Genomic DNA, 25,600 nt, shown 5'->3' on the forward strand with positions numbered 1-25,600 from the left:
AGGATTTGCAGGGGCGAAAAAAAAGGACCCTCGCAAGGGTCCTCATCCATCACGCGGCCGCCGCCGCGACTATTTCGGCTTGAATCCGAGCGCCTTCATCGCCTTGGTCAAGGTCGTGGCACTCTCCTCATAATCCTCCCAGGGCGAATTCCCGATCGCCAGCCGCTCCCCCACGGTCTTCACCGTCCAGTGCGCCCCCGACCTCAGGTCCATCAACTCTTCCCAGCGCACCGGCACCGAAATCCCCAGCCCCGGCCGCACGCGCGCCGACCAGGCCGACACCGTGGTCGCGCCGCGGCCGTTGCGCAGGTAGTCGATGAAGATGCGGCCGACGCGGTTTTTGGCGCCGCTCTTGTCCGAAAAGCGGTCCGGAATGGTCTTCGCCAGGTGGTTCACGATGGCGTGCGAGAAGTCCTTCACGGTGTCCCAATCGAGCCTGGGCTTGAGCGGCACCACCACGTGCAGGCCCTTGCCGCCGCTGGTTTTCAGGAAGGGATTCAGGCCCAGCTCCTGCAGGAAGGCGCGCACCAGCTGGGCCGCTTCCTGCACTTGCGCGAACGAGATGCCCTCGCCCGGGTCGAGGTCGAACACGAAGCGGTCCGGCGTGTCGTAGCGCTTCTCGACCGCGTTCTGGCTGTGGATCTCGACCACGTTCCACTGGGCGCAGGACAGGATGCCCTCGACTGTGTCGATGCGGGTCATGCGCGGGTGGTCCGGATCGAGGGACTGGTCGAGCTGGCCGACGCCGGGCATCTTGCGCGGATCGACCACGTGCTTCTGGAAGAACAGCTCGCCGCCCACGCCCTCGGGCGCGCGCACCAGCGAGACCGGCCTGCCCTTCAGGTGCGGCATCATCAACTCGCCGACCAGCGCGTAGTATTCGACCAGTTCGAGCTTGGTGACGCCGCTCTCCTTGTCCATCACGCGCTCGCCGTGGGTGACCTTGAATTTGGCCGGCAGGCTGCTGTCCGCCGGTTCGGCCTTGTCTGCCCTGGCTTCCGCTTTCGCTTTCGGTGCCGCTTTCACGGCCGCACGCGTGCGAGGGGCCGGTTTCGCGGTCTCCTGCACATGTTTGGCCTGCTCGCGCACGACGCTCCTGGCCGGCTTGTCCTTGCGCAGGCCCTGGAACACCGGGTGGCGGATCGAATTCGTCGCCGTCCACTCCGAAAAACTGACCTCGGCCACCAGGGTCGGCTTGACCCAGTGGTTGCCGCGGCCGGGGACGGCGCGCGGCGGGAAGGGATTCTCGTCGCTGGCGATGGTTTCCAGGGTCTCGCGCATATGGCGCAGCGAGGCGCCGTTGAAGCCGCTGCCGCAGTTGCCGGCGTAGCGCAGTACGCCTTTCTCGTCATAGTAGCCGAGCAGCAGCGAGCCGATGCCGGTGCGGGCGCCCTGCGGGTCGGTATAGCCGCCGATCACGAATTCCTGGCGCATCCCGCATTTCAGCTTGATCCATTCCGGCGAGCGCCGGTTCACGTAGCGCGAGTCGCGCCGCTTGCCGATCACGCCTTCGAGGCCGATCTGGCAGGCGGCCACTACCAGCTGGCTGGGGTCGGTGCCGAATTCGCTGGAGAAGCGCACGCTGTCGGACGCCTTCTCGGCCAGCACGTCCTGCAGCAGCGGGCGGCGCTGGTCGAGCCTCACCTCGCGCAGGTCGTAGCCCTTGAAGTAAGGGATGTCGAAGATGAAGTAGACGATCTGGGCGCGGTTCGAGCCGTCGAAGGCCAGCTGCAGCAGGTTGAAGTTCGGCTTGCCGTTCTCGTCGTGGACCACGATCTCGCCGTCGTACCAGCCGTCCGGCAGCTTCATGCGCTTGATCTCGTCGCGCAGCGGCCGCAGCTTGTCGGTCCAGTCCTTGCCGTTGCGGGTGACGAGGCGAATGTCCTTGCCCTTGTCGGCGACGCGGGTCAGCATGCGGTAGCCGTCGAACTTGATCTCGAAGATCCATTCCTCGGGCCGTTCGGGCGGGCCGTCGACCAGGGTCGCCAGTTCGGCATTCAGGGTTTCCGGCAGCTCGGCCTTGACCGCGCCCTCGGGCATGGCGCCGCGCCGCGTGGTCTTTGCCGGCTTCTTCGACGGCCTGGCCTCGGCCTTCAAGGCCACCAGCTTGGCGCGCGCCGCTTCCCGGTCTTCGGGCGAGCCCGGCATCGGCAGGTCCTTGACGCTGTCCGGCATCTCGTCGACCACCGAGAACTCGGACGCCGGCCGCATGTACTCGTCGTTTTCCTTGATCAGCAGCCAGGGCTCCTGCTTGTCTTCCTCATGGCCGCGCAGGCGCACCAGCACCCAGCGTCCGTGCATCTTGTGGCCATGCATCTCGAACTTGATCTCGCCCTTGGCATAGCCCTTGCGCGGGTCGCCGACCGGCTCCCAGGTGCCTTTGTCCCAGACGATGACCTCGCCCGCGCCATATTGCTTGGGCGGGATCGTGCCTTCGAAATCGGAATAGGAGATCGGATGGTCCTCGACGTGCACGGCCATGCGCTTGTCGTGGCTGTCGTAGCTGGGGCCCTTGGGCACGGCCCAGCTCTTCATGGTGCCGTCGAGCTCGAGACGGAAATCGTAGTGCAGCCTGGAGGCCCAGTGTTTCTGGATCACGAAGGTGAGCGCGCCGGTGCTGGCGTCGCCCCCTTCCGCGGGTTCCGACGTGATCGAAAAATTCCGCTTGGCCTTGTATTCCTTGAGTGCGTCGGGCATGGCATCACCTGTACATCAGCAGCAATATTGCTCAATATACTGCGATGCCACGGGCATGACTGTACGGCAGCTAACCGTCACTGCCGCCGCTCATTTGAGCACTTATTTCCGCTCAGATGCGCTCTGATCGCGGGCCGCACGGAACTCCGAGTCTTTCGACCAGTTCGGCCAGGCGTTCGAATCGGCCAGTTCGCGGCCCACCGCGTACAGGATGCCGAGGTCGCGCGCCATCCCCTCGAAGGTCCACTCCGGACGCCATTCGTCGGACGGCTGGTGGTAGTTCTCCTTGACGTAGCGCTCGGCCTCCTTCTTGCCGGCCGCAAGCCCGCCCTGCTCCCAATGCTCGCCCGATCCGAAGGAGATCGCCGGCACGCCGCGCTTGGCGAAGGGGAAGTGGTCGGAGCGGAAGAAGTGGCCGGCTTCCGGCTTCGGATCCGGCGAGTAGCTCAGGCCGGCCAGCCTGGCCTTGGCCTTCAGGCGGTCCAGCAGATCCAGCTTCGCGCTGCCCGAAATCGTGAAGTCCTTGGCCTTGCCGTGCGGGTCAAGGGCGTCCATATTGATCACGCCGACCGTCTTCGCCAGCGGATACACCGGGTTCGAGGCATAGTATTCGGAGCCCAGCAGGCCCTTCTCTTCGGCCGTCACCGCCAGGAACACCACGCTGCGCTGGGGCGCCGGCGCGGCGGCGTACACGCGCGCCAGTTCCAGCAGGGCCGCGATGCCGGTCGCGTTGTCGACCGCGCCGTTGTAGATCCTGTCGCCCTTGGCGTCCGGCAGGCCGATGCCGAGATGGTCCCAGTGACCGCTGTAGATCACGACCTGGTCCGGATGCCGGCTGCCTTCGCGCAGCGCGACCACGTTCTTCGACGTGATCACCTGGGCGTCGACGGCGTACTTGCCCGACATCGAGACGCCGGTCAGCTCGACCGGCCTGAAGCTGCGCGAGGCGGCCGACTTCTTCAGCTTGTCGAAGTCCAGGCCGGCGCGCTTGAACAGGTCGACGGCCAGGTCGCGCTGGATCCAGGCCTCGACCGGCGCATGCGATTCGCGCGGGTTCTTGCGCACCACGTCGTACATGACGTTGGTATTGGAGTTTTTCACCGTCGCCCAGCCATAGGAAGCCGGCGCGGTCTCGTGGACAATGATGGTGCCGAGGGCGCCGCGGCGCGCCATCTCTTCGAACTTGTAGGTCCAGCGGCCGTAATAGGTCATGGCCTTGCCGCCGAAATCGCCGCGGCCCGCCTCGAAGTCCGGATCGTTGATCAGCACCACGGCCAGCTTGCCCTTCAGGTCCTGGCCCTTGAAGTCGTCCCATTTGCGCTCCGGCGCGGTCACGCCGTAGCCGACGAAGACCAGCGGCGCATCCCTGAATTCCACGCCTTTGGCGCCCGTCATCGAGGCGCGCACCGCGATCTGCTCGCCCTGGGTGAGGGTTTCTTCTTTCCCGCCGCCCTTGACGCTGACCTCGACCGGGCCCTTGATCTCGAAGCGGCCCAGCGGCACGTCCTGGGTCCAGCCGCGCTTGCCGTCAATGGCGTCGCCGCCCGGCTTCAGGCCGGCCGCCTCGAACTGGTTGATGAGGTAGGCGACAGTCTTGGCTTCGCCCGGCGTGTTCGGGCCGCGGCCTTCGAACTCGTCCGAGGACAGCACCTTGACGTCGTGCGACAGGTGGGAGGCTTCGATCTGCACGGCCTGGCCGGCGGGCACCGCCGGCTTTACAGCGGCGTTCACGGCCGGGGCGGCATGCGCGGACGCGGCCAGCGCGGCCGCGGAAAGGATGGCGATGGAGGTGGTGGTCTTCACGGTCTCGTTGGTTTTCTTGGTTGGTGGAAATGCCGGATGAGTATCCTTTGAATAATTTGCAATGTCAAACAGGCATCAATCGTGCGCATCGCATATAGTCGAGCTTCCTTCAGCATCGATTCGAGAGCTCATGTGAAACCTTCCGCCCTGCTCCTGCCCTGCGCCGTCTTCGCCGCCCTCGCGCTGGCCCTGCCCGCCGCCCTGGCCCAATCCACCGCGCCGGTGTCGGCCACGGCCGCTCAAGACCCGGTCGCCCGCCTGGTCGGCCAGCTCGACCTCGAACGCTACAAGGAGACCATTCGCGGCCTGGCCCGCTTCGGCGACCGCAAACAGGGCACCGAACGCAACCGCAAGGCGATTGACTGGATCGAGGCCCAGCTGAAGTCCTACGGCTGCGCCACCGAGCGCATCCGTTATGACTATGTGCCGCCGGCGCCGCGTCCGCCCGGCAGCCCGCGTCCGGCGGCAGCGGGAGGCGGCCGCGGCGGCCCGGCCGGCCAGGGTGGCAGCACCCTGTTCGGCACCCGCGCGCCCACCGGCGTCAATCAGGATCCGATGGCCCAGCCCGACGAGCGCCTCCGCGCCCTCAACGCCGAGCAGCCGGATCCGAAGGGCGGCCCGCGCGAAGAGGTGGTTTGCACCAAGGTCGGCAGCAGCCGTCCCGACGAGATGTATATCGTGGCCGCCCACATGGATGGCCTCGGCTTCGGCGAAGCGGCCAACGACGACGCCTCCGGCACGGCCCTGGTGATGGAACTGGCGCGGATCCTCAATGCGCCCGGCGTCACTACCGAGCGCAGCATCCGCTTCGCGCTGTGGAACAACGAGGAGACCGGCCTGAACGGCGCCTCCGCCTATGTGGCCCAGCGCAAGGATTTGCAGGGGATCGAATCGCCCAAGGGCTCGGGCCGCTATCCGGAACCGCGCTGGCTGGGCATGATCCAGCACGACATGATGATGTTCGACCACGGCATGCCGGTCGCGCGCACGGATGCGAACGGCAAGACGGTCACGGCGCCGCCGCCGGAGCAGCGCCGCGAAGCCGACGTCAACATCGAGTTCCAGGCGAACTCGCGCCAGGCCGAAGGCTCGCAGAAGCTGGCCTGGGCCTTCCGCGCCGCGAACGAGCAATACGCCACCGACTATCCGGCCGCCGTCGGTCCGCACATGACGAATACGGACTCGACCCCGTTCATGGACCTGGTGCCGTCGATCTCGCTGCGCGAGAACGAGCGCGGCCAGCAGATCGGCGCCGGCTGGAATCCGCACTGGCACCAGCCGACCGACCTGGTGTCGACCTTCAGCGACAAGGACTTCCTGCTGGGCCTCAACGCGGCCCAGACCACGCTGGCGGCGATTGCCCGGCTGGCCGGCGCCCAGGAAAAGAAATGATAGCTATTTGTAAGAACATGTAAAAACGCGTCAACTGGCCGGCGGCTGGCCGCGTTGAGGGATCAGTAGCACCCGGGAATGTCCCAAAAATTTCGAAGACAACACTGAAGGAAACATCGCCATGAGCAAAATCGTCGCTACCCTGATCGCCGGTCTGTTCGCCACCTCGGCATTTGCCGCCCAGTCGACCGCTATGTCGCCGGCGCCGGCAAGCACCCATGCCGCCAAGGCCGATGCAAAAGCCGACAAGAATGTCGCCAAAGCGGAAGCCAAGGAAGAGAAAGCGGCAGCCAAGGCAGACGCCAAGGTAGAGAAGAAAGCAGCCGAGGCCAATTCCGACGTCGCCGTCGCCAAGGCCGACGCCGCCAAGACCAAGGCAAAAGCACACAAGAAGGCCGCAAAGGCCAAAGCGGAGGCCGCTGCCGACAAGGCTGCCGCTCACGCAGACCAGAAAGCCGACACGGCAGCAGCACACTAAGCCAAGCGGCTCAAGCCCCATCGCTTCGAAAGACAGGGTGCCTACCCTGTCTTTTTTTCGTCTCCGCACTACAATGGCGGTTCCTCCGACTGGGATTCCGCCATGCACAAGATCGTCTTCCTTGACCGCGACAGCCTGATCGCCGACGTCCGTCCGCCCGCCTTCGAACATGCCTGGCAGGACTATCCGGCCACCGCCCAGCAGGACGTCGTCGAACGCCTGCGCGGCGCCACGGTCGCGATCACCAACAAGGTGCCGATCCGCGCGGAGGCGATCGCCCAGTTGCCGGACCTGAAACTGGTGGCAGTGGCCGCGACCGGGACCGACAACGTCGACCTGGCCGTCTGCCGCGAGCGCGGCATCGCGGTCTGCAATATCCGGAATTACTCGGTGGTGTCGGTGCCGGAGCACTGCTTCGCCCTGATGCTGGCGGTGCGGCGCAACCTGCTGGCCTATGCCGCCGACGTCGCCGCCGGGCGCTGGGAAAGCTCGACGCGCTTCTGCCTGCTCGACCACCCGATCGGCGACCTCGCCGGCAGCCGTCTCGGCATCGTCGGCTATGGCGCGCTGGGCCGCCGCGTGGCGCAGATCGGCCGCGCCTTCGGCATGGAGATCGCGGTGGCGTCGCGCTCACCGGTCGGCGACGGCGACGTGGTGCAGCTGCCGCTGTCCGAGCTGCTGTCCACCAGCGACGTGATCAGCCTGCACCTGCCGCTGACCGGGCAGACCCGCCACATGATCGGCGCGGCCGAGCTGGCGTCGATGAAGAAGAACGCCATCCTGATCAACACCGCGCGCGGCGGCCTGGTGGACGAAGCCGCGCTGGCCGAGGCACTCAGGAACGGCGTCATCGCCGGCGCCGGCTTCGACGTGCTGAGCAAGGAACCGCCGGTGCCGGACAACCCGCTCCTCAAACTGAACCTGCCGAACTTCGTGCTGACCCCGCACGTGGCCTGGGCCAGCGGCGGCGCCATGCAGACCCTCGCCGACATGCTGGTCGATAACATCGACGCCTGGGCGGCCGGCACGCCCACGAACCTCGTATGACCGCGCCATGAGTACCACCGACGCCATCACCCCGTCGACCATCGTCCAGCTGGTCGACACCTTTTACGCCCGCGTCCGCGAAGACGCCGTGCTGGGCCCCGTCTTCGAAGAGAAGCTGGCCGGCCACTGGCACGAGCACATGCCGCGCATGGTTGCCTTCTGGACCAAGGTCCTGCTCGATACCGGCGAATTCCAGGGCAATGTCTTCGGCAAGCACATGGCCCTGAGCGGCATCGGCCGAGAACACTTCGTCCGCTGGCTCACCCTGTTCAGGATGACCGCGATCGAAGTGTTCGGCACCGAGGACTCCGCCGAGGCGGTGGTCGTGGCCAACCGCATCGCCAGCAGCCTGCAGCTGGGTTTCTTCGGCGAGATCCAGGTCCAGGTCTGAACTTCAGTGGTCGAGCCGCGCGATCCTCAGCAGATTGGTGGTGCCGGACGCGCCGAACGGCATGCCGGCGGCGATCGCGATGGTCTGGCCTTCGCGCGCCAGCCCTTCGCGGCGGGCGGTAATGCAGGCGAAGTCCGTCATCTCCGACACGTCGGCGACATCATGGGTCAGCACCGCGTGCACGCCCCACACCAGCGCCAGGGCGCGCGCGGTGGCGAGCTTGGGCGTCATGCCGATGATGGGCGCCTGCGGCCGTTCGCGCGCCAGCCGCAGGGCCGAGTGGCCGGAGCTGGTGTAGGCGACGGTGGCCGCCACGTCGAGCAGTTCGGCCACGTTGCGCATCGCCAGCCCGATCGCGTCCGCGATCTCGGCCCGCGCCGGGCTCTGGCTCGCCGCGATGCTTTCGCGGTAGACGGGATCGGACTCGGTCTGGACGATGATGTTGTTCATCATGGTGACCGCCTCGACCGGGTACTTGCCCGACGCCGACTCGGCCGACAGCATCACCGCATCCACGCCGTCGTAGATCGCGGTGGCGACGTCCGAGGCTTCGGCGCGGGTCGGCACCGGCGCCGTCACCATCGATTCCAGCATTTGCGTGGCCACGATGACCGGCTTGCCGAGACGGCGGCAGACGCGCACGATGCGCTTCTGGATCGCCGGCACCTGCTCGGCCGGCATCTCGACGCCGAGGTCGCCGCGCGCCACCATGATGGCGTCGGCTTCCTCGACGATCGCTTCCAGGTCCTTCACCCCAGCCGGCTTCTCCAGCTTGGCGACGATGCGGGCGCGGCCCTGCACGATCTCCTTGATCTCGCGGATGTCCTCGGCCCGCTGCACGAAGGACAGCGCGACCCAGTCGATCCCCAGACTCAAGCCGAAGGCCAGGTCCTGGCGGTCCTTGTCGGTCAGCGCCGACAGCGGCAGCACCACGCCGGGGACGTTGACGCCCTTGCGGTCGGACAGCACGCCGCCATTCACGACCGTGGTATCGGCCGACTCGGCGTTGAATTGCTCGACCCGCAGCGCGATCCGCCCGTCGTCGAGCAGCAGGATGGTGCCCTGCTCCAGCGCCGCGAAGATCGCGGGATGCGGCAGCGCGACGCGCCTGCCGTCGCCGGGCTGGCCGGCGTTCAGGTCGAGCCGGAACGATGCCCCGGCCTCGAGGGTGACGCGGCCTTCGGCGAAGGTGCCGATGCGCAGCTTCGGCCCCTGCAGGTCGATCAAGACCCCCACCGGGCGGCCCAGCGACTGTTCGAGCGCGCGCAGCTTGTCGAGGCGGGCCTTGTGGTCCTCGTGGCTGCCGTGGCTGAAGTTGAGACGGAAGACGTCGGCGCCGGCGCGGAACAGGGCCTCGATGGTGGCCGCGTCCGTGCTGGCCGGGCCGAGGGTGGCGACGATTTTCGCCTTGCGATTACGATGCATGTGTGCTGCTCCCGTGGGGCGTGTCGATCAGGATGGCGCGGAAGTCGTTCACATTGGTGAGCGTGGGACCGGTGACGATGGCGTCGCCGAGCGCCTGGAAGAAGCCGTGGCCGTCGTTGCGGTCCAGGCTTTGCATGGGCCGGATCTCCCTGTCGAAGGCGCGCGCCAACGTATCCGGCGAGAAGTAAGCGCCGGCGATCTCCTCCTGGCCGTCGACGCCGTCGGTATCGCCTGCCAGGCCGTATATGCCGGCTTCGCCGCGCAGGGCGATCGCAGCCGACAGAAGAAACTCGACGTTGCGCCCGCCGCGGCCGTCGCCCCGCACCGTCACCGTGGTCTCGCCGCCGGACAGCAGGATGCAGGGCGTGCCGAAGGGCTGGCCGCGCCGCGCCACCTGCAGCGCCATGCCGGCCATGACCTTGCCGACCTCGCGGGCTTCGCCTTCCAGGCTGTCGCCGAGGATGTGGACGGCGACGCCGGCCGCCTCGGCCACGCGGGCCGCGGCCTCCAACGCCATCTGCGGGGTGGCGACGAAGCGGACTTCATTGCCGGCCAGGCGCGGATCGCCCGGCTTGACCGATTCCCCTGCCCCGCTCTCCAGCACGTCGCGCACCCTGCCCGGCAACGCGATACCGTAGCGGCGCACGATGTCGAGGGCATCCGCGCAGGTGCTCGGATCGGCGACGGTCGGACCGGAGGCGATGTCGCAGGGTTCGTCGCCCGGCACGTCCGAGATCAGCAGGGTCAGCACCTTTGCCGGATGGCAGGCGGCGGCCAGCCGTCCGCCCTTGATGGCGGAAAGATGGCGGCGCACGCAATTCATTTCGCCGATGCTGGCGCCGGACGCCAGCAGCGCGCGGCTCACGAGCTGCTTGTCTTCGAGCGTGATGCCGGGCAGCGGCAGCGGCAGCAGGGACGAGCCGCCGCCGGAGACCAGGCACAGCACCGTGTCGTCGGGACCCAGGCCGCGCACCAGTTCCAGCATGCGCCTTGCCGCCCGTTCGCCGGCGGCGTCGGGCACCGGATGCGCCGCCTCGACGATCTCGATGCGTTCGCACGGCACCGCATAGCCGTAGCGCGTGACGACCAGGCCTTCCAGCTTGCCCGGCCAGGCCCGTTCGACCGCCCGCGCCATCGCCGCCGAGGCCTTGCCCGCCCCGATCACCACCAGCCGGCCGCGCGGCGCGGCGGGCAGATGGGGCGGAACGCATTTGTCCGGCTGGGCCGCGGCGATGGCGGCGTCGAACATCGCCTTCAGTAGTGCTTTCGCGTCCATGGTTTCAGGCCGATACGTTCTGCGGTTTCACCAGGCTGACGGCGACGTCCTCGCGGTCCTCGTTGCCGTGCGGGGTGATCAGGGCTTCCTGTTCCGGCGCCGGTTCCTCGCCGTTCAGGATGCGGTTCATGCGGACGCGGTCGACGGCGCCGACCCAGCGTGCCACCACCAGGGTGCCGACGCCGTTGCCGATCGTGTTGGTGATGGCGCGCGCCTCGGACATGAAGCGGTCGACGCCCAGCAGGAGCACCATGCCGGACACCGGGATCTTGCCCATCGAAGCCAGGGTGGCGGCCAGGGTGATGAAGCCGGAACCGGTGACCCCGGCCGAGCCCTTCGAGGTGATCATCAGGACGCCCAGCACGACCAGCTGGTCCATCAGCGACAGCGGCGTGTTGGTGGCCTGGGCGATGAAGATCGCGGCCATGGTGTAGTAGATGCACTGGCCGTCGGGATTGAAGGTGACGCCGGACGGCACCACCAGGCCCACCACCGACTTCGAGACGCCCAGGTACTCCAGCTTCTTCATCAGCTGCGGGACGACGGACTCGGACGAGCTGGTGCCGAGCACGGTGAAAATCTCCTCGCGGATGAAGCGCAGGAACTTCCAGATGCTGAAGCCGCAGATCCGGGCGACCACGCCCAGCACGACGAACACGAAGGCGACGCAGGTCAGGTACATGGAACCCATCAGCTGACCGAGCGACAGCAGCGAGCCCAGGCCGTATTTGCCGACCGTGAAGGCGATGGCGCCGAAAGCGGCGAGCGGCGCGATCCGCATGACCATGCCGAGCACCATGAACATGCCGGTATTGAAGGCTTCCAGGAGGTCGACCACGGGTTTGGCGTGGCGGCCCATGCGCGACAGCGCAATGCCGAACATGGTGCCGAACACCAGGATCTGCAGGATATCGTTCTTGGCCAGGGCGTCGATGGCGCTGGTCGGGACCATGTTCAGCAGGAAGTCGACGAAACCGGTCGATTTCGCCGCCGCCGCCGTATAGTTGCTGATGGCCTTGGTGTCGAGGTGGGCCGGATCGACGTTCATGCCGACGCCGGGCTGGACCACGTTTACGACGATCAGGCCGAGCAGCAGGGCGAAGGTCGACATGACTTCGAAATAAATCAGGGCTCTGCTGCCTACGCGTCCCAGTTCCTTCAAGCTCTCCATCTTGGCGATGCCGAGCACCACCATCGCGAAGATGACCGGTGCGAACACCATCTTGATCAGCCGGATGAAGAGGTCGCCCAGCGGCTTGAGGTCGGTGCCGAGCTTGGGATACAGGTAGCCGAGCAGGCCGCCTGCGATGACGCCGATTAGAACCTGGACGTATAGCCTGCCAAAGAAGCTTCTGGACATGATGTCGGTCTCCATTATGTGATGTGTTTCGAGTCCCCCCGGCTCTTCATGGCCGGTCGGGGACGGGGCTGATGCGGACTCAGGCCGCTGCGCGCTCCTGGCTGCCGTCGAGGATGCCGCACACGGCCCTGGTGACGTCCGCCGTGGTGGCGGTGCCGCCCAGGTCGCGGGTGTGCAGGGTTGGGGTGGCGGTGACGGTCTCGATCGCCTGCATCACCCGCTGTGCGGCTTCGTTCTCGCCCAGGTGCTCGAGCAGCATGACCACCGACCAGAAGGTGCCGATCGGATTGGCCCATCCTTTGCCCATGATGTCGAAGGCCGAACCGTGGATCGGCTCGAACATCGACGGATAGCGGCGCTCCGGATCGATGTTGCCGGTCGGGGCGATGCCCAGGCTGCCGGCCAGGGCCGCGGCCAGGTCTGAGAGGATGTCGGCATGCAGGTTGGTGGCGACGATGGTGTCCAGGGTCGCCGGGCGGTTGACCATGCGCGCGGTGGCGGCGTCGACCAGCTCCTTGTCCCACTTCACGTCCGGGAAGTCCTTGGCCACCTGCACGGCCACCTCGTCCCACATCACCATCGCGTGGCGCTGGGCATTGCTCTTGGTGATGACGGTCAGCTGCTTGCGCGGGCGGGACTGGGCCAGCCTGAAGGCGAAGCGCAGGATGCGCTCGACGCCGACGCGGGTCATCATGCTGACGTCGGTGGCGGCTTCGATCGGGTGGCCCTGGTGCACGCGGCCGCCGACGCCCGAGTATTCGCCTTCCGAGTTCTCGCGCACGATGACCCAGTTCAGGTCTTCCGGCGCGCAGCGCTTCAGCGGACCGTCGATGCCCGGCAGGATGCGGGTCGGGCGCACGTTGGCGTACTGGTCGAAGCCCTGGCAGATCTTCAGGCGCAGGCCCCACAGGGTGATGTGGTCGGCGATGTCCGGGTCGCCGGCGGAGCCGAACAGGATGGCATCCTTGTTACGCAGAGAGTCGAGGCCGTCGGCCGGCATCATCACGCCGTGCTTGCGGTAGTAGTCGCCGCCCCAGTCGAAATCTTCGAAGGCGAATTTGAACTTGCTGCTCGTCGCGGCGAGCGCCTCCAGCACCTGGCGGCCCGCGGGCACCACTTCCTTGCCGATGCCGTCGCCGGGGATGGTTGCGATTTGGTAGGTCTTCATATTCCTGTCTCCTGTGTAAGCCTGTGTAGGTAAACGTGCATCCGTGGAGCCACTGTATGGCCTGGACGGGGGCAAATATCTTGGCTAGACTTAATCCGTCTTTAACCCGAAGTTAAGAATCGACATGAGCAGCGGCATCCAACCGGCCGAACTCGGCTTCTTCGTCTCGCTCGGCACCTGCGGCAGCCTGAGCGGTGCGGCGCGCGAACTCGGCATCAGCACGGCCGCCGTCAGCAAGCGCCTGTCGCAGATGGAGGCGCGCCTCGGCGTGCCGCTGGTGAACCGCACCACGCGGCGCATGAGCCTGACGCCGGACGGCGAAGTCCTGTTCGAGCACGCCCGCCGCATCCTCGGCGAGATCGCCGACCTCGACCAGCTGCTGGGCAGCTCGAAAGACCAGCCCAAGGGCCTGCTGCGGGTGAACGCCACCCTGGGCTTCGGCCGCCTGCACATCGCGCCGGCGATCTCGCAATACGTGCTGAATTACCCGGAGGTCGACGTGCAGCTGCAGCTGTCCGTGAATCCGCCGCCGCTGACCGAGGACCAGTTCGACGTCTGCATCCGCTTCGGCGAGCCCGGCGACACGCGCGTGATCGCGAAGAAGCTGGCATCGAACCGGCGCCTGCTGTGCGCCTCGCCCAAATACCTGGCGGCGCGCGGCGAGCCTATGACGCCGTCGGACCTGGTGCGCCACAACTGCATCTGCATCCGCCAGGGCGACGAAGCCTACGGCACCTGGCGCCTGTTCAGGGACCGCGATACGAATGGCCCCGGCGAGCCGGTCAAGGTGCGCGGCAACCTGACCACCAACGATGGCGAGATCGCGGTCAACTGGGCGCTCGACGGCCACGGCATCCTGCTGCGGGCGGAATGGGATATCGAGCGCTACCTGGAAAGCGGCCGCCTGGTGAGGGTGCTGCCGCAGTACCGGACGCCGGATGCGGACATCTATGCGATCTATCCGCAGCACCAGCACCAGTCGGCGCGGATCCGGACCCTGGTCGCCTTCCTGTCGCAGGCCTTCGAGCGCTTCGCCCAGCACCGCGCCTATCGCGCGATGGAGGCATAGGGAAGCGATGCTGCTGAATTCAATCCAGGACCTGATGCGCCCTCCTCCGGGCATGGCCTTCGACTTCAGCCAGCCGCGCGGCGAGCCGGCCCTGACCCCGGCGCACGGTGTCTCCTGGCGGGTGTTCGCCAATCCGGTGTCGCTGTTCATCGGCGGCGTGACGGCGGTGCTGCTCGAACTGGCCGAGCCCTCGGTGCGCTCGGGCGTGTGGGACCACAGCGGCTTCCGACGCGATCCGCCCACGCGCCTGCGGCGCACCGGCTTTGCTGCCATGATGACGGTCTACGGGCCGCGCCCGGCGGCGGAAAAGATGATCGCCCACGTGGTGCGCATGCACGATCGTGTGCAGGGAACGACGCCCGCCGGCGTGGCGTACCGCGCCAACGATCCGCGGCTGCTGGACTGGGTGCATGCGACGGCCAGCTTCGGGTTCGCCGAGGCGTATCACCGCTACGTCCGGGCTTTATCGGCGGCCGAGAAGGACGCGGTATATGCCGAAGGCCTGGCGTCCGCCGGCTTGTATGGCGCGACCGGGGCACCCGCGTCCTGGTCGGCGTGGGAGGCCATGCTGGCGCGGACCGCGCCCGGGCTGGAAGGCTCGGATGTCCTTGCCGAGTTCCTGGGCATCATGATGGAAGCGGCCATTCTTCCCGCACCGCTGCGCTGGCTCCAGCGCCTGCTGGTGCGCGCCGCGGTGGAGATGACGCCGGCGCCGGTGCGGTCGCTGCCGCAGCTGCGTGGACATCGGCTGCGGTTCGGGGAGGCGGCGCTGGTGCGGTCGCTGGCGCGCGGTTCCGGGTTGCTGCCGCTGGGGGATACGCCGCCGGTGCAGGCTGCGCGGCGGATGGCGGGCGGCCGCGCAGTGCGCCATCAAGGTCGAGCTACTTGATGTCGGGAATTTGTATTGACGCCACTCGACCTGGCGATTTCCCGAGTTTTTTAACAAACAGTCGTTGCAAGGCTGTGACCGCCAAGCGTAGCATCCTCCAACCGGGCACAACACTGTGCCCGGGTCCTGAATGGAGGAGCAGCCATGACCAGAAGAAGAGAATTCCTTCGGATTGCTTCCAGGGCGGGCGTCTCGGCATGCGCGGCGGCCGTGCTTCCGCGCTTCGCCATGGCCCAAAGCGGCAGCAAGACGAGCGTGCACTACATCGATCCAGGCGCCACCGCTCCCGGTCCCGGCGACGGCACGCTTGCCAATCCCTACCGGTCATGGACCAGCGTGTCCTGGACGCCCGGCCATACCTACCTGCAGAAACGGGGCACGACCTATTCGGGTGTCTTCCGGGTAGGCGCGAGCGGCACGGCGGCCCAGCGCATCACGATCGGTGCCTATTACAAATCGAATGGCGACGATGATCCTACCCAGCCAAAACCGGTCATCATCCTGCCGGGCGCGCCCACCACCCCGGCCGCCGGCGCCTCGATCGCGGCGCTCAACCAGGAGCGCGATTTCATCACCTACCGCAATCTGGACATCCGCAACACCGCCCTGCCGGAAGCCGCCGGCGTAGCGATCATCTGGCTGGGCAATAACTGCGTTTTCGAAAACAATAACGTGACGTCGAATTGCGGCGGCGTGTATGTCTACACAAAAAACCATGTGACCGTTTCCGGCTGCCTGCTCGACGTCATCAGCAATGGTCCGAGCTATGGCAACCAGGGGATCCTGGTCGCTGCGAACACGACGATCGACGACCTCCGCTTGCTGAACAACACCGTCCGCCATCGCGGCGGCGGCACCTCGGGATCGCATGGCATCCGCTGCGAGACCTACAACAGCAGCTCTTTCCTCACCCATCTCGTGATCAGCGGGAACCGCGTTTCGCCGCCTCCCGGCATCGCTTACTGCATGAACGGCAGTGCGATGGGCGTCTTTCTCATCCAGGGGTCCGCTGCCAGGCTGGACAACAATACCGTGACCGGCATGCTGGTCGGAATCTTCATCAACGGTGGAGATGGCAGCTATGTGGGCAACAACAACTGCAGCAACAATATGAATTTCGGCATCCATATCAGCGGCTTTGCCAAGTCCTACATCATCGAGCGCAACACCTGCAATTCGAATGGCGGGACCCTGAGCACGACCTATTACGGCCGGGGCATCGAGCTGTCGTCGGCGAAAGGGCAAGATGCCGTATCGGGACATACGATCCGCTACAACACCTGCAGGTTCAACTATAACTATGGCGGTCCGCTGGACAACGGTTCGGAAGGCGTCGGCATCGGCATCGACGACGGCACCAACCGGTGCTCGGTCTACGGCAACATTGTTTCGAACAATGAAGGGAACGGTATCCAGGTGTACGGCGGCGGCGACAGGGCCAAGTGGACCGACACGGGCGGCCACACGATCAATGCCAACAAGATGGATTCGAATTGCAGCTTTTCCGTAATGAACCGGCGCAGCGGCGGCAAGACGCCCAGCCAGTTCCAGGCGCATATCGCACTGGCCTACGTGTACGGCAAGCCCACCGTCGTTTCCAACAACACGTTTTCAGGGAAGACCCCGATGGGGGTTTATACCGACGGCACGGACGCAAACATCAGCACCGTCGGCAATATCTGAGCGCCCTTATCGGATTCTGCGGTGCCCGGTACTGGCGATGCCCGGGATGGTCGAATCCGCGCAGGCGTCAATGCACCGCAATAGCGGAAATCTCGACGGCGGCATCCTTGGGAAGCCGTTGCACCTGCACGGTGGCACGGGCTGGCGGTTTATCCTTGAAATACGTGCCATACACGGTGTTCAGCCGGGTAAAGTCGTTCAGGTCCTTGACGTACACGGTCGTGGAAACGACGTTTTCCATCGACATATTGCTGGCTGCAAGTACCGCCTTGAGATTGTCGAGCGCTTGCCTCGTTTGATCTTCGATCGACCCCTGGTTCAACTGACCGGTCTTGGGATCGATGGGAATCTGGCCGGCCAGGAAGACCATATTGCCGGCCCGGATGGCCTGGGAATAAGGGCCGATTGCCGCGGGGGCGTCTTTTGTGGCAATGACGTCCGCGGCCGATGCGTGCAGGACCGGGTAGCAGGCGAGAGCAAGAACGATTGCGCAGCCGAAGCGGATATTCGTTTTCATGGTTTTCCTTTTTCTTCGAAGAAAAGATATCGGACTCGTTGGGGCGAAAGAGCGCGTTGCTCAGCTCGGTCCCACGGTAAACCAATATAGATCACCAATCAGGCGTGTCAATACAAAGGCGCGACGGACGCCCCGAACCGCAGGTTCAGAGAATTTCCCGAATCGAAGCGCAAACCCTCTCGACATCCGCCACACCCATGCCGCAATGCAGCGGCAAGGTCAGCGTCTGGTCGCCGATCCGCTCGGCATGCGGGAACTGCCCGCGGCGGTAACCGAGGCTCTGGCCCAGGCTGGTCAAATGCGAGGGTTCATACGACAGCCCGGTGGCGATACCCCGCTCGCGCAAGGCCGCACGGAAGGACTGGCGGGTCGTCCCCAGGCGGTCGTAGGGCAGCAGCACGCAGAACATGTTCCAGCTCTGCCCCGCGACGCCGCGCGGCGGCAGCACCGCGTCCTCGATGTTCGGGAACACCTCGAAATAATGGTCCGCCAGCGCCTGCCGATGCGCCAGGAAGCCCGGCAGCTGCGCGAGCTGCGCCAGGCCGATGGCTGCCGATACGTCGGACATGTTGTACTTGCCGCTGGCGACCGCGACGTCGCGCGTATCGTCGGGCATGCGCTCGATGCCGTGGAAGCGCAACACCTCGATACTGCGTGCCGTCGCCTCGTCCGGCACCACGATGGCGCCGCCTTCGATGGTCGTCATGTTCTTGTTGGGGTGGAAGGAGAAGGTCGCGATGTCGCCGAAGCTGCCGACCGGGCGGCCCTGCCATGCCGAGCCCTGCACCAGCGCGGCATCCTCGATCACGCGCAGGCCGTGGCGGCGGGCCAGCGCGTAGAGCGCGTCCATGTCGCCCAGCGCACCGGGAAAATGGGTCGGCACGATGGCCCTGGTGCGCGGCGTGATCGAGGCTTCGACCTGCGCCAGGTCGATCGCGCGCGTGACCAGGTCGCAGTCGACGAACACCGGCCGCGCACCCACCTTGACGATCATGTTCATCGTCGAGAAGAAGCTCTGGGTCGAGGTGATGACCTCGTCGCCGGGGCCGATGCCGCAGGCCAGCAGGGCGAGTTCCATCGCGCCGGTCGCCGAGGTCAGGGTCCGCGTCGGACGCCCGCCGAAGGAGTGCGACAGGGCGCGCTCGAATTCCAGCACGCGCGGGCCGCTGGCGATCCAGCCGCTGCGCATGGTTTCCGCCATCGCGGCGATCGTGTCTTCGGAAATGCTCGGTTGCGAAAAATTCAGGTGTGCCACGAAGTCCTCATTGAAGTGATGATGCGGCGCGCAGCGGCAGGTCGAGGATGAATGCCGTCCCCATGGCAGGCAGACTCTCGACGCGGATGGTCCCGCCCAGCAGCGTGGTGACGATATTGTAGGCGATGTTCAGGCCCAGGCCGGTGCCGCCCTGCCCCATGCGCGTGGTGTAGAAGGGATCGAAGATGCGCGACAGGTGCTCGGACCCGATGCCGCGTCCGTCGTCGCGGAATTCGATCCGCACCCGCTCGGCGCCCGACATGGCGGCCGCCAGCACCATGGTGCCGCCCGGCCCGTCGAAGGCATGCAGCAGCGCGTTGTTGACGAAGTTGATCAGCACCTGCCCGAGCGGCCCCGGATAACTGTCCATCACGATGCCCGGCGCCACCTCGATCTCGAGCACATGCCCGCCGCGCCGCACCTGGTTCATGATGGTGGCGGCGATCTCGTGGCAGGCCTGGGCCAGGTCGAAGCGGCGGCGCTGGGTGCTGGCCTGATCGACCGAGACCTGCTTGAAGCTGTTCACCAGCTCGGCCGCCGAATGCAGGCTGCGCTGGATCAGGGCGCTGGCTTCGCTGGCCGCGCCGATCCATCCTTCCAGCTCCGATTTCTTCAGGGTGGACTGGGTGAAGCGCGCCGCCAGCTGCTCCGTCTTTTCCTGCAGGGTGCTGGCCATCAGCAGGCTGTTGCCGATCGGCGTATTCAGTTCGTGGGCGACGCCGGCCACCAGCGAGCCGAGCGAGGCCAGTTTCTCGTGCGCCGCGAGCTGGGCCTGGGTGTCCTTCAGCTGGCGGTAGGCGTCGGCATTGTCCAGCGCCACGCCCACGTAGGCGGCCAGGGTGCTGAGCATGTCGAGCTGGATGTGCTGGTAGGCGTGGGGCGTGTGGCTCTGCACGCAGATCACGCCAAGCGAACGGGTGCCGACCATCACCGGCACCATGATCAGAGAGGCCGGCGGCCGCGTATCCACCGAATCGCGCAGCTCGCCGACCCAGCTTGCAGCTTCGTGTTCGAAGTCGTCGATCAGGATCTCTTCGGCGCGCTCGGCGCTGCGCTGCGCCATCGCCAGCACGCGCGCGCCGCAATGCTCGGCGCCGGCGACGCGCTTGCCGTCTTCCATCACGAAGGGACAGTCGAGCCGGTCCCCGCGCAGCACGCCGATCGCGAACACGTGCACGTCCATCAGCTGGCGCACCTGGCCGTAGACATTCTTCATGATCGCGTCGCCGTCCAGGTTGGCGGTGAGTTCGCGGCCGATGTCGGACAGCAGCGCGATGTTGCGGCGCGCCTGCAGGGCCGCTTCCTTCTGCTGTTCGGCGGCCTCCTTCTGCAGCACCAGTTCGGCGGTGCGTGCGCCGACGGTGCGCTCCAGGGTTTCCTTCTGCTGCACCAGCGCGCGGATGCGCAGGCGGTAGATGGCGAAGCCGCCGCCCAGCAGGAACAGGGCGACCAGCAGCCGGAACCACCAGGTCATCCAGAACGGCCGCTCGATGGTGATCGCCATGCGCGCCGGGACGTCGCTCCACAGGCCGTCCTTGTTGGCGGCCCGGACTTCGAACACGTAATCGCCCGGATCGAGGTTCGTGTAGGTGGCGAAGCGCTTGCTGGCGTCGGTCTCGGTCCAGTCGCGGTCGAAGCCCAGCAGGCGGTAGGCGAAGCGGTTGGCCAGCGGGTCGGCGTAGTGCAGCGCCGCGAATTCCAGCGTGAAGCCGGCATCGCGGTAAGGCAGATCGATGTGCGGTTCGGCCACGCCATGCGGCAGCAGCGAGCGGCCCTGCACCAGGAACTCGGTGACGACCGCCTGGGCCGGATACGGGTTGTCGCGCACCGCGTCCGGCATGAAGGAGGTCATGCCGTTGACGCCGCCGAAGTGCAGCTCGCCGTCGGCGTCGCGTGCGGCCGCGCCGACGAAATAGGTGCCGTCCAGCAGGCCGTCCTTGGCACTGTAGTTCATGAACTCGCCGGTGGCCGGGTCGAGGCGGGTCAGGCCCACCGTGGTGCTGATCCACAGCTCGCCGTGATTGCCCTCGAGGATGGCGCCGATCGGCACCGGCCCGCGCGCCTTCGTCACCGGGAAATAGCGGAACACGGCGGCCCCGCCGGCATCGCGCTCCATGCGGTGCAGGCCGGCCGCGGTGCCGACCCACATCTCGCCGATCTTCGACTGGTAGAGATAATAGACGCGGTTGTGGCGCAGGGTGGTCGGATCCCGGTCGTCATGGCGGTAATGGCGGAAGGTGCCGCTGGCGCGGTCGAAACGGTCCAGGCCATTCTCGGTGCCGTACCAGATGGTGCCGTCGCGGTCTTCGAACAAGGCGAAGCCGTAGTTCTCGCCGAGGCTGCGCGGATCCTGGGGATCGTGGCGCCAGGCGCTCAGGACGTGGCCCTCCGGGTCGAGCAGGAACAGGCCGCCGCGGGTCGCGACCCACAGGTTGCCGCTGTGGTCGAGGATCAGGTCCTGCACGTAGTTGCTCGCCGAGTCCTTGCCCAGCGGGACGGTGGTGAAGCCGCCGCTGGCGGCGTCGCGCCAGGACAGCCCGGTCCCCGAGCCGACCCACAGCCGGCCGCGCCCCGGCAGCACCGCGGTGATGACGTCGTCCGGCAGGCTGTCGCGGCGCTTCGGGTCGTGGCGGATGCGCTCGAAGCGCCCGCTGATCGGTTCGAGGTGGATCAGGCCGGAGCCGGTCGTGCCCAGCCACAGCTTGCCGTCGGCGCCGGCGGCGATCGCGCGGACCTTGCGGCTGAGGGTTTCCGGGCGCTCGTCCGCCGCGCCCGGCAACAGCACGAAGCTGCCGAAGCCGCCGCTGGCCAGGTCGGCGCGGCTGACCCCGCCGAACAGGGTGCCGGCCCACAGGGTGCCGGTGCGGTCGACGCGTACCGCGCTGACCTGGTTGTCCGACAGGCTGTGGCGGTCGAGCGGCACGTTGTTGTAGCCGACGAAGCGCTGGGTGACCGGGTCCAGCCATTTCAGGCCGTCGAGGTCGGTGCCGACCCAAAGGTTGTTGCCGGCGTCGTGGTAGAGGGCCAGGATACCGGCGTCGCTCATGCCCTCTTCGGGTCCGACGTGGCGCCGCTCGGGCGGACCGTCGCCGGTACGCCATGCGTCCAGGCCGGCGGCGGTGCCGATCCACAGAGTGCCGTTCTGCCCCATCGACAGCGACAGCACCGTGTTGCGCTTGGCGCCGCCGCGCGGATCGATGTCGTAGTGCTCGAAGCTGGTGGCGCCGGCCGGCAAATGGTCGATGCCGACGCCGGTGCCCACCCACACGCCGCCGCGGCCGTCCGGCGCCAGCGCGCTGACGCGGTCGTCGCGCAGGCTGGCAGGATCGCCGGCATTGTGGCGGAAGGCGCGGAAGCGTCCGCTGGCGGGATCGAGGTGGATCAGTCCATCCCCGGTGCCGACCCACAGGCCGCCGCGGCCGGCGCCGACGATGGCGGTGACGGCGCGGTTGCGCGCCACCCGTTCGCTGACGGACGCGAAGGGATAGCGAACGAATTTCTGGCCGGCTTCGTCGAAGCGGGCCAGGCCGCCGCGCGTGCCGAACCACAGCCGGCCTTCATCGTCCTCGTAGGAGGCCTGGGTAAAATTGTCGGGCAGACTGGAGAGATCGCCGGGGTCGCTGCGGAAGCTGCGGATGCGGTAGCCGTCGTAGCGGTCGAGTCCGGCCTGGGTGCCGAACCACATGAAACCGGCGCGGTCCTGCAGGATCGTCTTCACCGATTCCTGCGACAGGCCCTGTTCCAGGCCAAGTCGTTCGAAGCGCAGGCTGCGCGGTGCGCCGGCCTGGGCGGACAGACTGACGACGCAGGCCAGGACGCAAGCGAGGAGGAAGCGGAACATAAAGAGGTTTTCCGGAAACAGCCTTTAATCTACCAGAAGCGCTTCTTATGTTGAGAAAAATTAAGACTTCCCCCTGCGGGATGTCGCTGCTATAATAGCGACTCGGGCGGCTGTAGCTCAGCTGGATAGAGTACTTGGCTACGAACCAAGGGGTCGTGGGTTCGATTCCTGCCAGCCGCACCACTTATGCATGAGGAATGGCTCAGAAAGTTCTGCTTTCTGGGCCATTTTTCTTTTGGCTGCCTGCATTGACATTGCCGCGCTCCGCGCCTGCCGGGAAATCGGGCTCCTGCCCTTGCAACAGCCGCCGGCTCCATGAGCCGCCGCTGATTCTTCGCGGCGGACTTGGCCATTCCGGAACTCGCTGCTATAATTCGCGCCTCGGGCGGCTGTAGCTCAGCTGGATAGAGTACTTGGCTACGAACCAAGGGGTCGTGGGTTCGATTCCTGCCAGCCGCACCACTTATACATGAGGAATGGCCCAGAAAGTTCTGCTTTCTGGGCCATTTTTCTTTTGACTGCTTGCATTGACATTGGCGCTCCGAGCCTCACGGGGAAATCGGTCGCATGTCCTTGAAACAGCTGCGCACGCCATGAGTCGCCGTCGATTCTCCACGGTGGACTTGGCCATTCCAGAACGCACTGCTATAATGCGCGCCTTGGGCGGCTGTAGCTCAGCTGGATAGAGTACTTGGCTACGAACCAAGGGGTCGTGGGTTCGATTCCTGCCAGCCGCACCACTTATACTTGAGGAATGGCTCAGAAAGTTCTGCTTTCTGGGCCATTTTTCTTTTGTCCGGCGTTTTCGGCGCAAGCTTTCACGCTAAGCTGTGCGGCAAGTCATGGGCCCGACAAAGGAATGGCAGTGAGCGAAAACAAGGACAGCAAAGTCTTTTCTCTGGGCGGCAGCGCCATTCTTCGCCACGCCGAGCCCGGCGCCTGGAGCCCGCCCGAGGGCGAGATGTGCCTCGAGCAGATTTCCGGGCACATCGAGCGGCATCTCGGACCGATCGCGTCCGTATTCCACGAAGTGGTCTCGGACACGGTCCATATCGACGTCCATGTCGTCCGCCCCACCGACGCGTATCCATTCGTCCGGCTGGTCACCTCGGGCATGAGCGATCTGCCGATGTCGACGCCGCAGGAAATCGACCCTCCCCGCTTTGCCGAACTGATCGTGACGCTGCCGCCGGACTGGAAACTCGACCAGGAATCCCTCAATGACGAATCCTGGTACTGGCCGCTAAGGCTGATCAAGGGCCTGGCGCGCCTTCCTCACAAGTACGGCACCTGGCTGGGCTGGGGCCACACCATGCCGAACGGCGATCCGGCGGAACCCTATGCGCCGGACGTGCAATTCGACGGCTGCATCCTGCTGCCGCCGGTGAGCGTGCCGGATGCATTCCACACGCTAGGGATCGACGAAGACAAGGAAATCGCCTTCTTCGCCGTCGTGCCTCTATATAAAGAAGAGATGGATCTGAAACTGCGGGCGGGAACCAACAAGCTCCTGGAACGCCTGGCGAAAAAACGCTTCGGCTTCCTCTGAGAATGGATACCGCGGCCATGCACTTGGCCATTCGCCAAGCCGCTGCTATAATGCGTGCCTCGGGCGGCTGTAGCTCAGCTGGATAGAGTACTTGGCTACGAACCAAGGGGTCGTGGGTTCGATTCCTGCCAGCCGCACCAGTTATTCTTGAGGAATGGCTCAGAAAGTTGATCTTTCTGGGCCATTTTTCTTTTCCGCTAACGGAATACCCTGCGTTTCCCGACCATACTGTCAGCCGAATCCGACCTTCCCCTGCCCTGCTTTTTTGCCGTTTCAGCCACTTTGCCAAATGGCAAAACTTCGCTATAATACGTGCATCGGGCGGCTGTAGCTCAGCTGGATAGAGTACTTGGCTACGAACCAAGGGGTCGTGGGTTCGATTCCTGCCAGCCGCACCAACATTTCAAGACGAATGGCTCAGAAAGCGATTTCTGGGCCATTTTTCTTTTGCCCATCCGTATTGTCCTTATGGATCAGTGACTTAGCCCTGCCATAGGACTAGTCCCGTGGGCAATTCCATTGCCGAGCGTTCAATAAATATTCACTAACTGCAACAAACTCGGCCGAGGAGTAGCGCGCGTCTGCAAGTAGGCTCAGTCCTACAAATACTTGGCAAGCCTGATAATTTTTTCTGCTCGTCAATGCAAATAGCCTCTCCTCCTCTATGAGAATCGGGTAATTGCCGAATCCGGTAAGAAATTATTGAACACGTGCACATTTCCGAGAAGAAGCGCACACATTGGTGGTTTTTGGCGCGTTTTATCGACGGTTTGATAGGATGAAGTTCCCCGATTCTTGAAAACCAAGCTGCAGGACGCGGCTGAATCTTTGCGAGGTAAGAAATGAAAAAATCTCTGATCGCTGGTATCGTGTTTGCAACCGCAACATTCGGTTCCTCGGCCGTCATGGCCCAAACCACCGGTGGCGGCACCGCCGCACCCACCATTGGCACCACCCCACAGGTTCTGGACCTGACCAATGGTAGTGGCTTCTTCGGTGACACGCTCGCCATGAACAACAATGGCGCCATGTTTGCCGACCACTTCACCTTCTCGGTCACCGGCACCACCAGCTCGAACTTCGATGCCATCGTTTCCTCGATCAGCCGCACGGCAGCTACCGGCCTGGATATCAGCGGCCTGTCGCTGTTCCGCGTCGGCGGCGGCACCGGCACCGGCGGCACCGGCATGGATACCCTGATCTCCAGCGGTACCCAGGTGAACAAGGGCGCCATGGACGTGTGGTCTGTGTCCAGCAGCAACCTATCCGCGGGCGACTACTACCTGCTGGTGAGCGGCAACATGGTGTCGAATACGGCAGCGTCGTTCGGCGGCGCCGTGATGCTGGCGCCGGTTCCCGAACCGGAAACCTATGGCATGATGCTCGCCGGCCTGGGCGTCCTGGGCTTCCTGGCTCGCCGCCGCAAGCAGGCCGCGAACCAGGCAGCGTAAGTTCCAGCGACCGTCTACACGGCATTGAAGCGGAGGCGCGCAAGCGCTTCCGCTTTTTTTATGGCGCTGTTTGCATTAAGTGTTGAATCTGCCCGGCGCCGCACTTGGAAATGCGTCTAGGCGGGCAATACGCTGGCCATCCAGCGCCCAGCGCCAGCCGAAGTAATGGTCCAGGTAAGGGCTGGGGACGCCGCGGAAAGGCAGCAGCCAGGTTCGCATCCGGCCTCCCGCGCGAATGCCGGGTCGGCCGCATGGCTATCGTTCACCAGCAGCGCGTCGCGTGCCAGGCGCGGCCCCAGGTGTTCCAGA

The 25,600-nt window shown here is 65.6% G+C and carries 19 protein-coding genes and 5 tRNA genes; 14 read left to right on the top strand and 10 right to left on the bottom strand.

Annotated features, from left to right (window positions below):
* Window positions 1-69: 69 nt before the first annotated feature.
* Window positions 70-2,697, bottom strand: a complete 2,628-nt coding sequence (gene ligD / locus AB4Z32_RS00870; RefSeq protein ID WP_441933456.1) for a DNA ligase D — start codon at window positions 2,695-2,697, stop codon at window positions 70-72.
* A 102-nt stretch (window positions 2,698-2,799) separates the two neighbouring features.
* Window positions 2,800-4,500: a M28 family metallopeptidase gene (locus tag AB4Z32_RS00875; RefSeq protein ID WP_441933458.1), complete on the bottom strand. Its 1,701-nt coding sequence runs from the start codon at window positions 4,498-4,500 to the stop codon at window positions 2,800-2,802.
* Window positions 4,501-4,632: 132 nt separating this feature from the next.
* Here AB4Z32_RS00875 and AB4Z32_RS00880 point away from each other — a divergent pair, with 132 nt between their 5' ends.
* From AB4Z32_RS00880 to AB4Z32_RS00895, 4 genes are all read left to right on the top strand, one after another.
* The gene (locus tag AB4Z32_RS00880; RefSeq protein ID WP_441933460.1) at window positions 4,633-5,892 is read left to right on the top strand and encodes a M28 family metallopeptidase; all 1,260 of its coding nucleotides are present in this window, start codon (window positions 4,633-4,635) and stop codon (window positions 5,890-5,892) included.
* A gap of 121 nt (window positions 5,893-6,013) precedes the next feature.
* Window positions 6,014-6,370, top strand: a complete 357-nt coding sequence (locus AB4Z32_RS00885) for a hypothetical protein (protein WP_441933462.1) — start codon at window positions 6,014-6,016, stop codon at window positions 6,368-6,370.
* 102 nt (window positions 6,371-6,472) lie between these two features.
* Window positions 6,473-7,417, top strand: a complete 945-nt coding sequence (locus tag AB4Z32_RS00890) for a D-2-hydroxyacid dehydrogenase (protein WP_441933464.1) — start codon at window positions 6,473-6,475, stop codon at window positions 7,415-7,417.
* A gap of 7 nt (window positions 7,418-7,424) precedes the next feature.
* On the top strand, window positions 7,425-7,808 hold the full coding sequence (locus AB4Z32_RS00895) for a group III truncated hemoglobin (RefSeq protein ID WP_441933466.1): 384 nt from the start codon (window positions 7,425-7,427) through the stop codon (window positions 7,806-7,808).
* A 3-nt stretch (window positions 7,809-7,811) separates the two neighbouring features.
* Here the strand turns inward: AB4Z32_RS00895 and pyk are convergent, their stop codons facing one another.
* The 4 genes from pyk to AB4Z32_RS00915 all read right to left on the bottom strand — a co-directional run bounded on the left by pyk (window position 7,812) and on the right by AB4Z32_RS00915 (window position 13,037).
* Complete coding sequence (gene pyk / locus AB4Z32_RS00900; protein WP_441933468.1) at window positions 7,812-9,233, bottom strand: pyruvate kinase; 1,422 nt, start codon at window positions 9,231-9,233, stop codon at window positions 7,812-7,814.
* Window positions 9,223-10,509, bottom strand: coding sequence for a glycerate kinase type-2 family protein (locus tag AB4Z32_RS00905; RefSeq protein WP_441933470.1), 1,287 nt, complete (start codon window positions 10,507-10,509; stop codon window positions 9,223-9,225). Before AB4Z32_RS00905 ends, pyk begins: the two co-directional genes overlap by 11 nt.
* A 4-nt stretch (window positions 10,510-10,513) precedes the next feature.
* Window positions 10,514-11,869 (bottom strand): dicarboxylate/amino acid:cation symporter, encoded by a 1,356-nt coding sequence (locus AB4Z32_RS00910; protein WP_441933472.1) that lies wholly within the window; start codon window positions 11,867-11,869, stop codon window positions 10,514-10,516.
* 79 nt (window positions 11,870-11,948) lie between these two features.
* Window positions 11,949-13,037 carry a tartrate dehydrogenase gene (locus tag AB4Z32_RS00915; RefSeq protein ID WP_441933474.1) on the bottom strand — a complete coding sequence of 363 codons (1,089 nt, stop codon included), beginning with the start codon at window positions 13,035-13,037 and terminating at the stop codon, window positions 11,949-11,951.
* 124 nt (window positions 13,038-13,161) lie between these two features.
* Here AB4Z32_RS00915 and AB4Z32_RS00920 point away from each other — a divergent pair, with 124 nt between their 5' ends.
* From AB4Z32_RS00920 to AB4Z32_RS00930, 3 genes are all read left to right on the top strand, one after another.
* Window positions 13,162-14,106, top strand: coding sequence for a LysR family transcriptional regulator (locus tag AB4Z32_RS00920; RefSeq protein ID WP_441933476.1), 945 nt, complete (start codon window positions 13,162-13,164; stop codon window positions 14,104-14,106).
* A gap of 7 nt (window positions 14,107-14,113) precedes the next feature.
* Complete coding sequence (locus AB4Z32_RS00925) at window positions 14,114-14,995, top strand: oxygenase MpaB family protein (RefSeq protein WP_441933477.1); 882 nt, start codon at window positions 14,114-14,116, stop codon at window positions 14,993-14,995.
* Between the two features lie 336 nt (window positions 14,996-15,331).
* Window positions 15,332-16,678, top strand: coding sequence for a right-handed parallel beta-helix repeat-containing protein (locus AB4Z32_RS00930; RefSeq protein ID WP_441933479.1), 1,347 nt, complete (start codon window positions 15,332-15,334; stop codon window positions 16,676-16,678).
* A 67-nt stretch (window positions 16,679-16,745) separates the two neighbouring features.
* Here the strand turns inward: AB4Z32_RS00930 and AB4Z32_RS00935 are convergent, their stop codons facing one another.
* The 3 genes from AB4Z32_RS00935 to AB4Z32_RS00945 form a co-directional block, all read right to left on the bottom strand.
* Window positions 16,746-17,195 carry a RidA family protein gene (locus AB4Z32_RS00935; protein WP_441933481.1) on the bottom strand — a complete coding sequence of 150 codons (450 nt, stop codon included), beginning with the start codon at window positions 17,193-17,195 and terminating at the stop codon, window positions 16,746-16,748.
* A gap of 145 nt (window positions 17,196-17,340) precedes the next feature.
* Window positions 17,341-18,450, bottom strand: a complete 1,110-nt coding sequence (locus AB4Z32_RS00940) for a DegT/DnrJ/EryC1/StrS family aminotransferase (protein WP_441933483.1) — start codon at window positions 18,448-18,450, stop codon at window positions 17,341-17,343.
* 7 nt (window positions 18,451-18,457) lie between these two features.
* Window positions 18,458-22,291 (bottom strand): two-component regulator propeller domain-containing protein, encoded by a 3,834-nt coding sequence (locus AB4Z32_RS00945; protein WP_441933484.1) that lies wholly within the window; start codon window positions 22,289-22,291, stop codon window positions 18,458-18,460.
* A gap of 106 nt (window positions 22,292-22,397) precedes the next feature.
* Here AB4Z32_RS00945 and AB4Z32_RS00950 point away from each other — a divergent pair.
* The 7 genes from AB4Z32_RS00950 (at window position 22,398) to AB4Z32_RS00980 (ending at window position 25,291) form a co-directional block, all read left to right on the top strand.
* Window positions 22,398-22,474 (top strand) — tRNA-Arg (locus AB4Z32_RS00950).
* Between the two features lie 202 nt (window positions 22,475-22,676).
* A tRNA-Arg gene (locus AB4Z32_RS00955) sits at window positions 22,677-22,753 on the top strand.
* A gap of 201 nt (window positions 22,754-22,954) precedes the next feature.
* Window positions 22,955-23,031, top strand: a tRNA-Arg gene (locus tag AB4Z32_RS00960).
* A gap of 125 nt (window positions 23,032-23,156) precedes the next feature.
* Window positions 23,157-23,840, top strand: a complete 684-nt coding sequence (locus AB4Z32_RS00965) for a suppressor of fused domain protein (protein ID WP_441933486.1) — start codon at window positions 23,157-23,159, stop codon at window positions 23,838-23,840.
* Window positions 23,841-23,903: 63 nt separating this feature from the next.
* A tRNA-Arg gene (locus AB4Z32_RS00970) sits at window positions 23,904-23,980 on the top strand.
* 181 nt (window positions 23,981-24,161) lie between these two features.
* A tRNA-Arg gene (locus tag AB4Z32_RS00975) sits at window positions 24,162-24,238 on the top strand.
* A 507-nt stretch (window positions 24,239-24,745) separates the two neighbouring features.
* Complete coding sequence (locus AB4Z32_RS00980; RefSeq protein WP_441933488.1) at window positions 24,746-25,291, top strand: FxDxF family PEP-CTERM protein; 546 nt, start codon at window positions 24,746-24,748, stop codon at window positions 25,289-25,291.
* 75 nt (window positions 25,292-25,366) lie between these two features.
* On the opposite strand, the gene AB4Z32_RS00985 is transcribed toward AB4Z32_RS00980, so the two are convergent.
* On the bottom strand, window positions 25,367-25,510 hold the full coding sequence (locus AB4Z32_RS00985; protein WP_441933490.1) for a hypothetical protein: 144 nt from the start codon (window positions 25,508-25,510) through the stop codon (window positions 25,367-25,369).
* Window positions 25,511-25,600: the final 90 nt, after the last annotated feature.

Source organism: Massilia sp. 2TAF26 (assembly GCF_052115005.1).
Classification (GTDB): domain Bacteria; phylum Pseudomonadota; class Gammaproteobacteria; order Burkholderiales; family Burkholderiaceae_D; genus Telluria.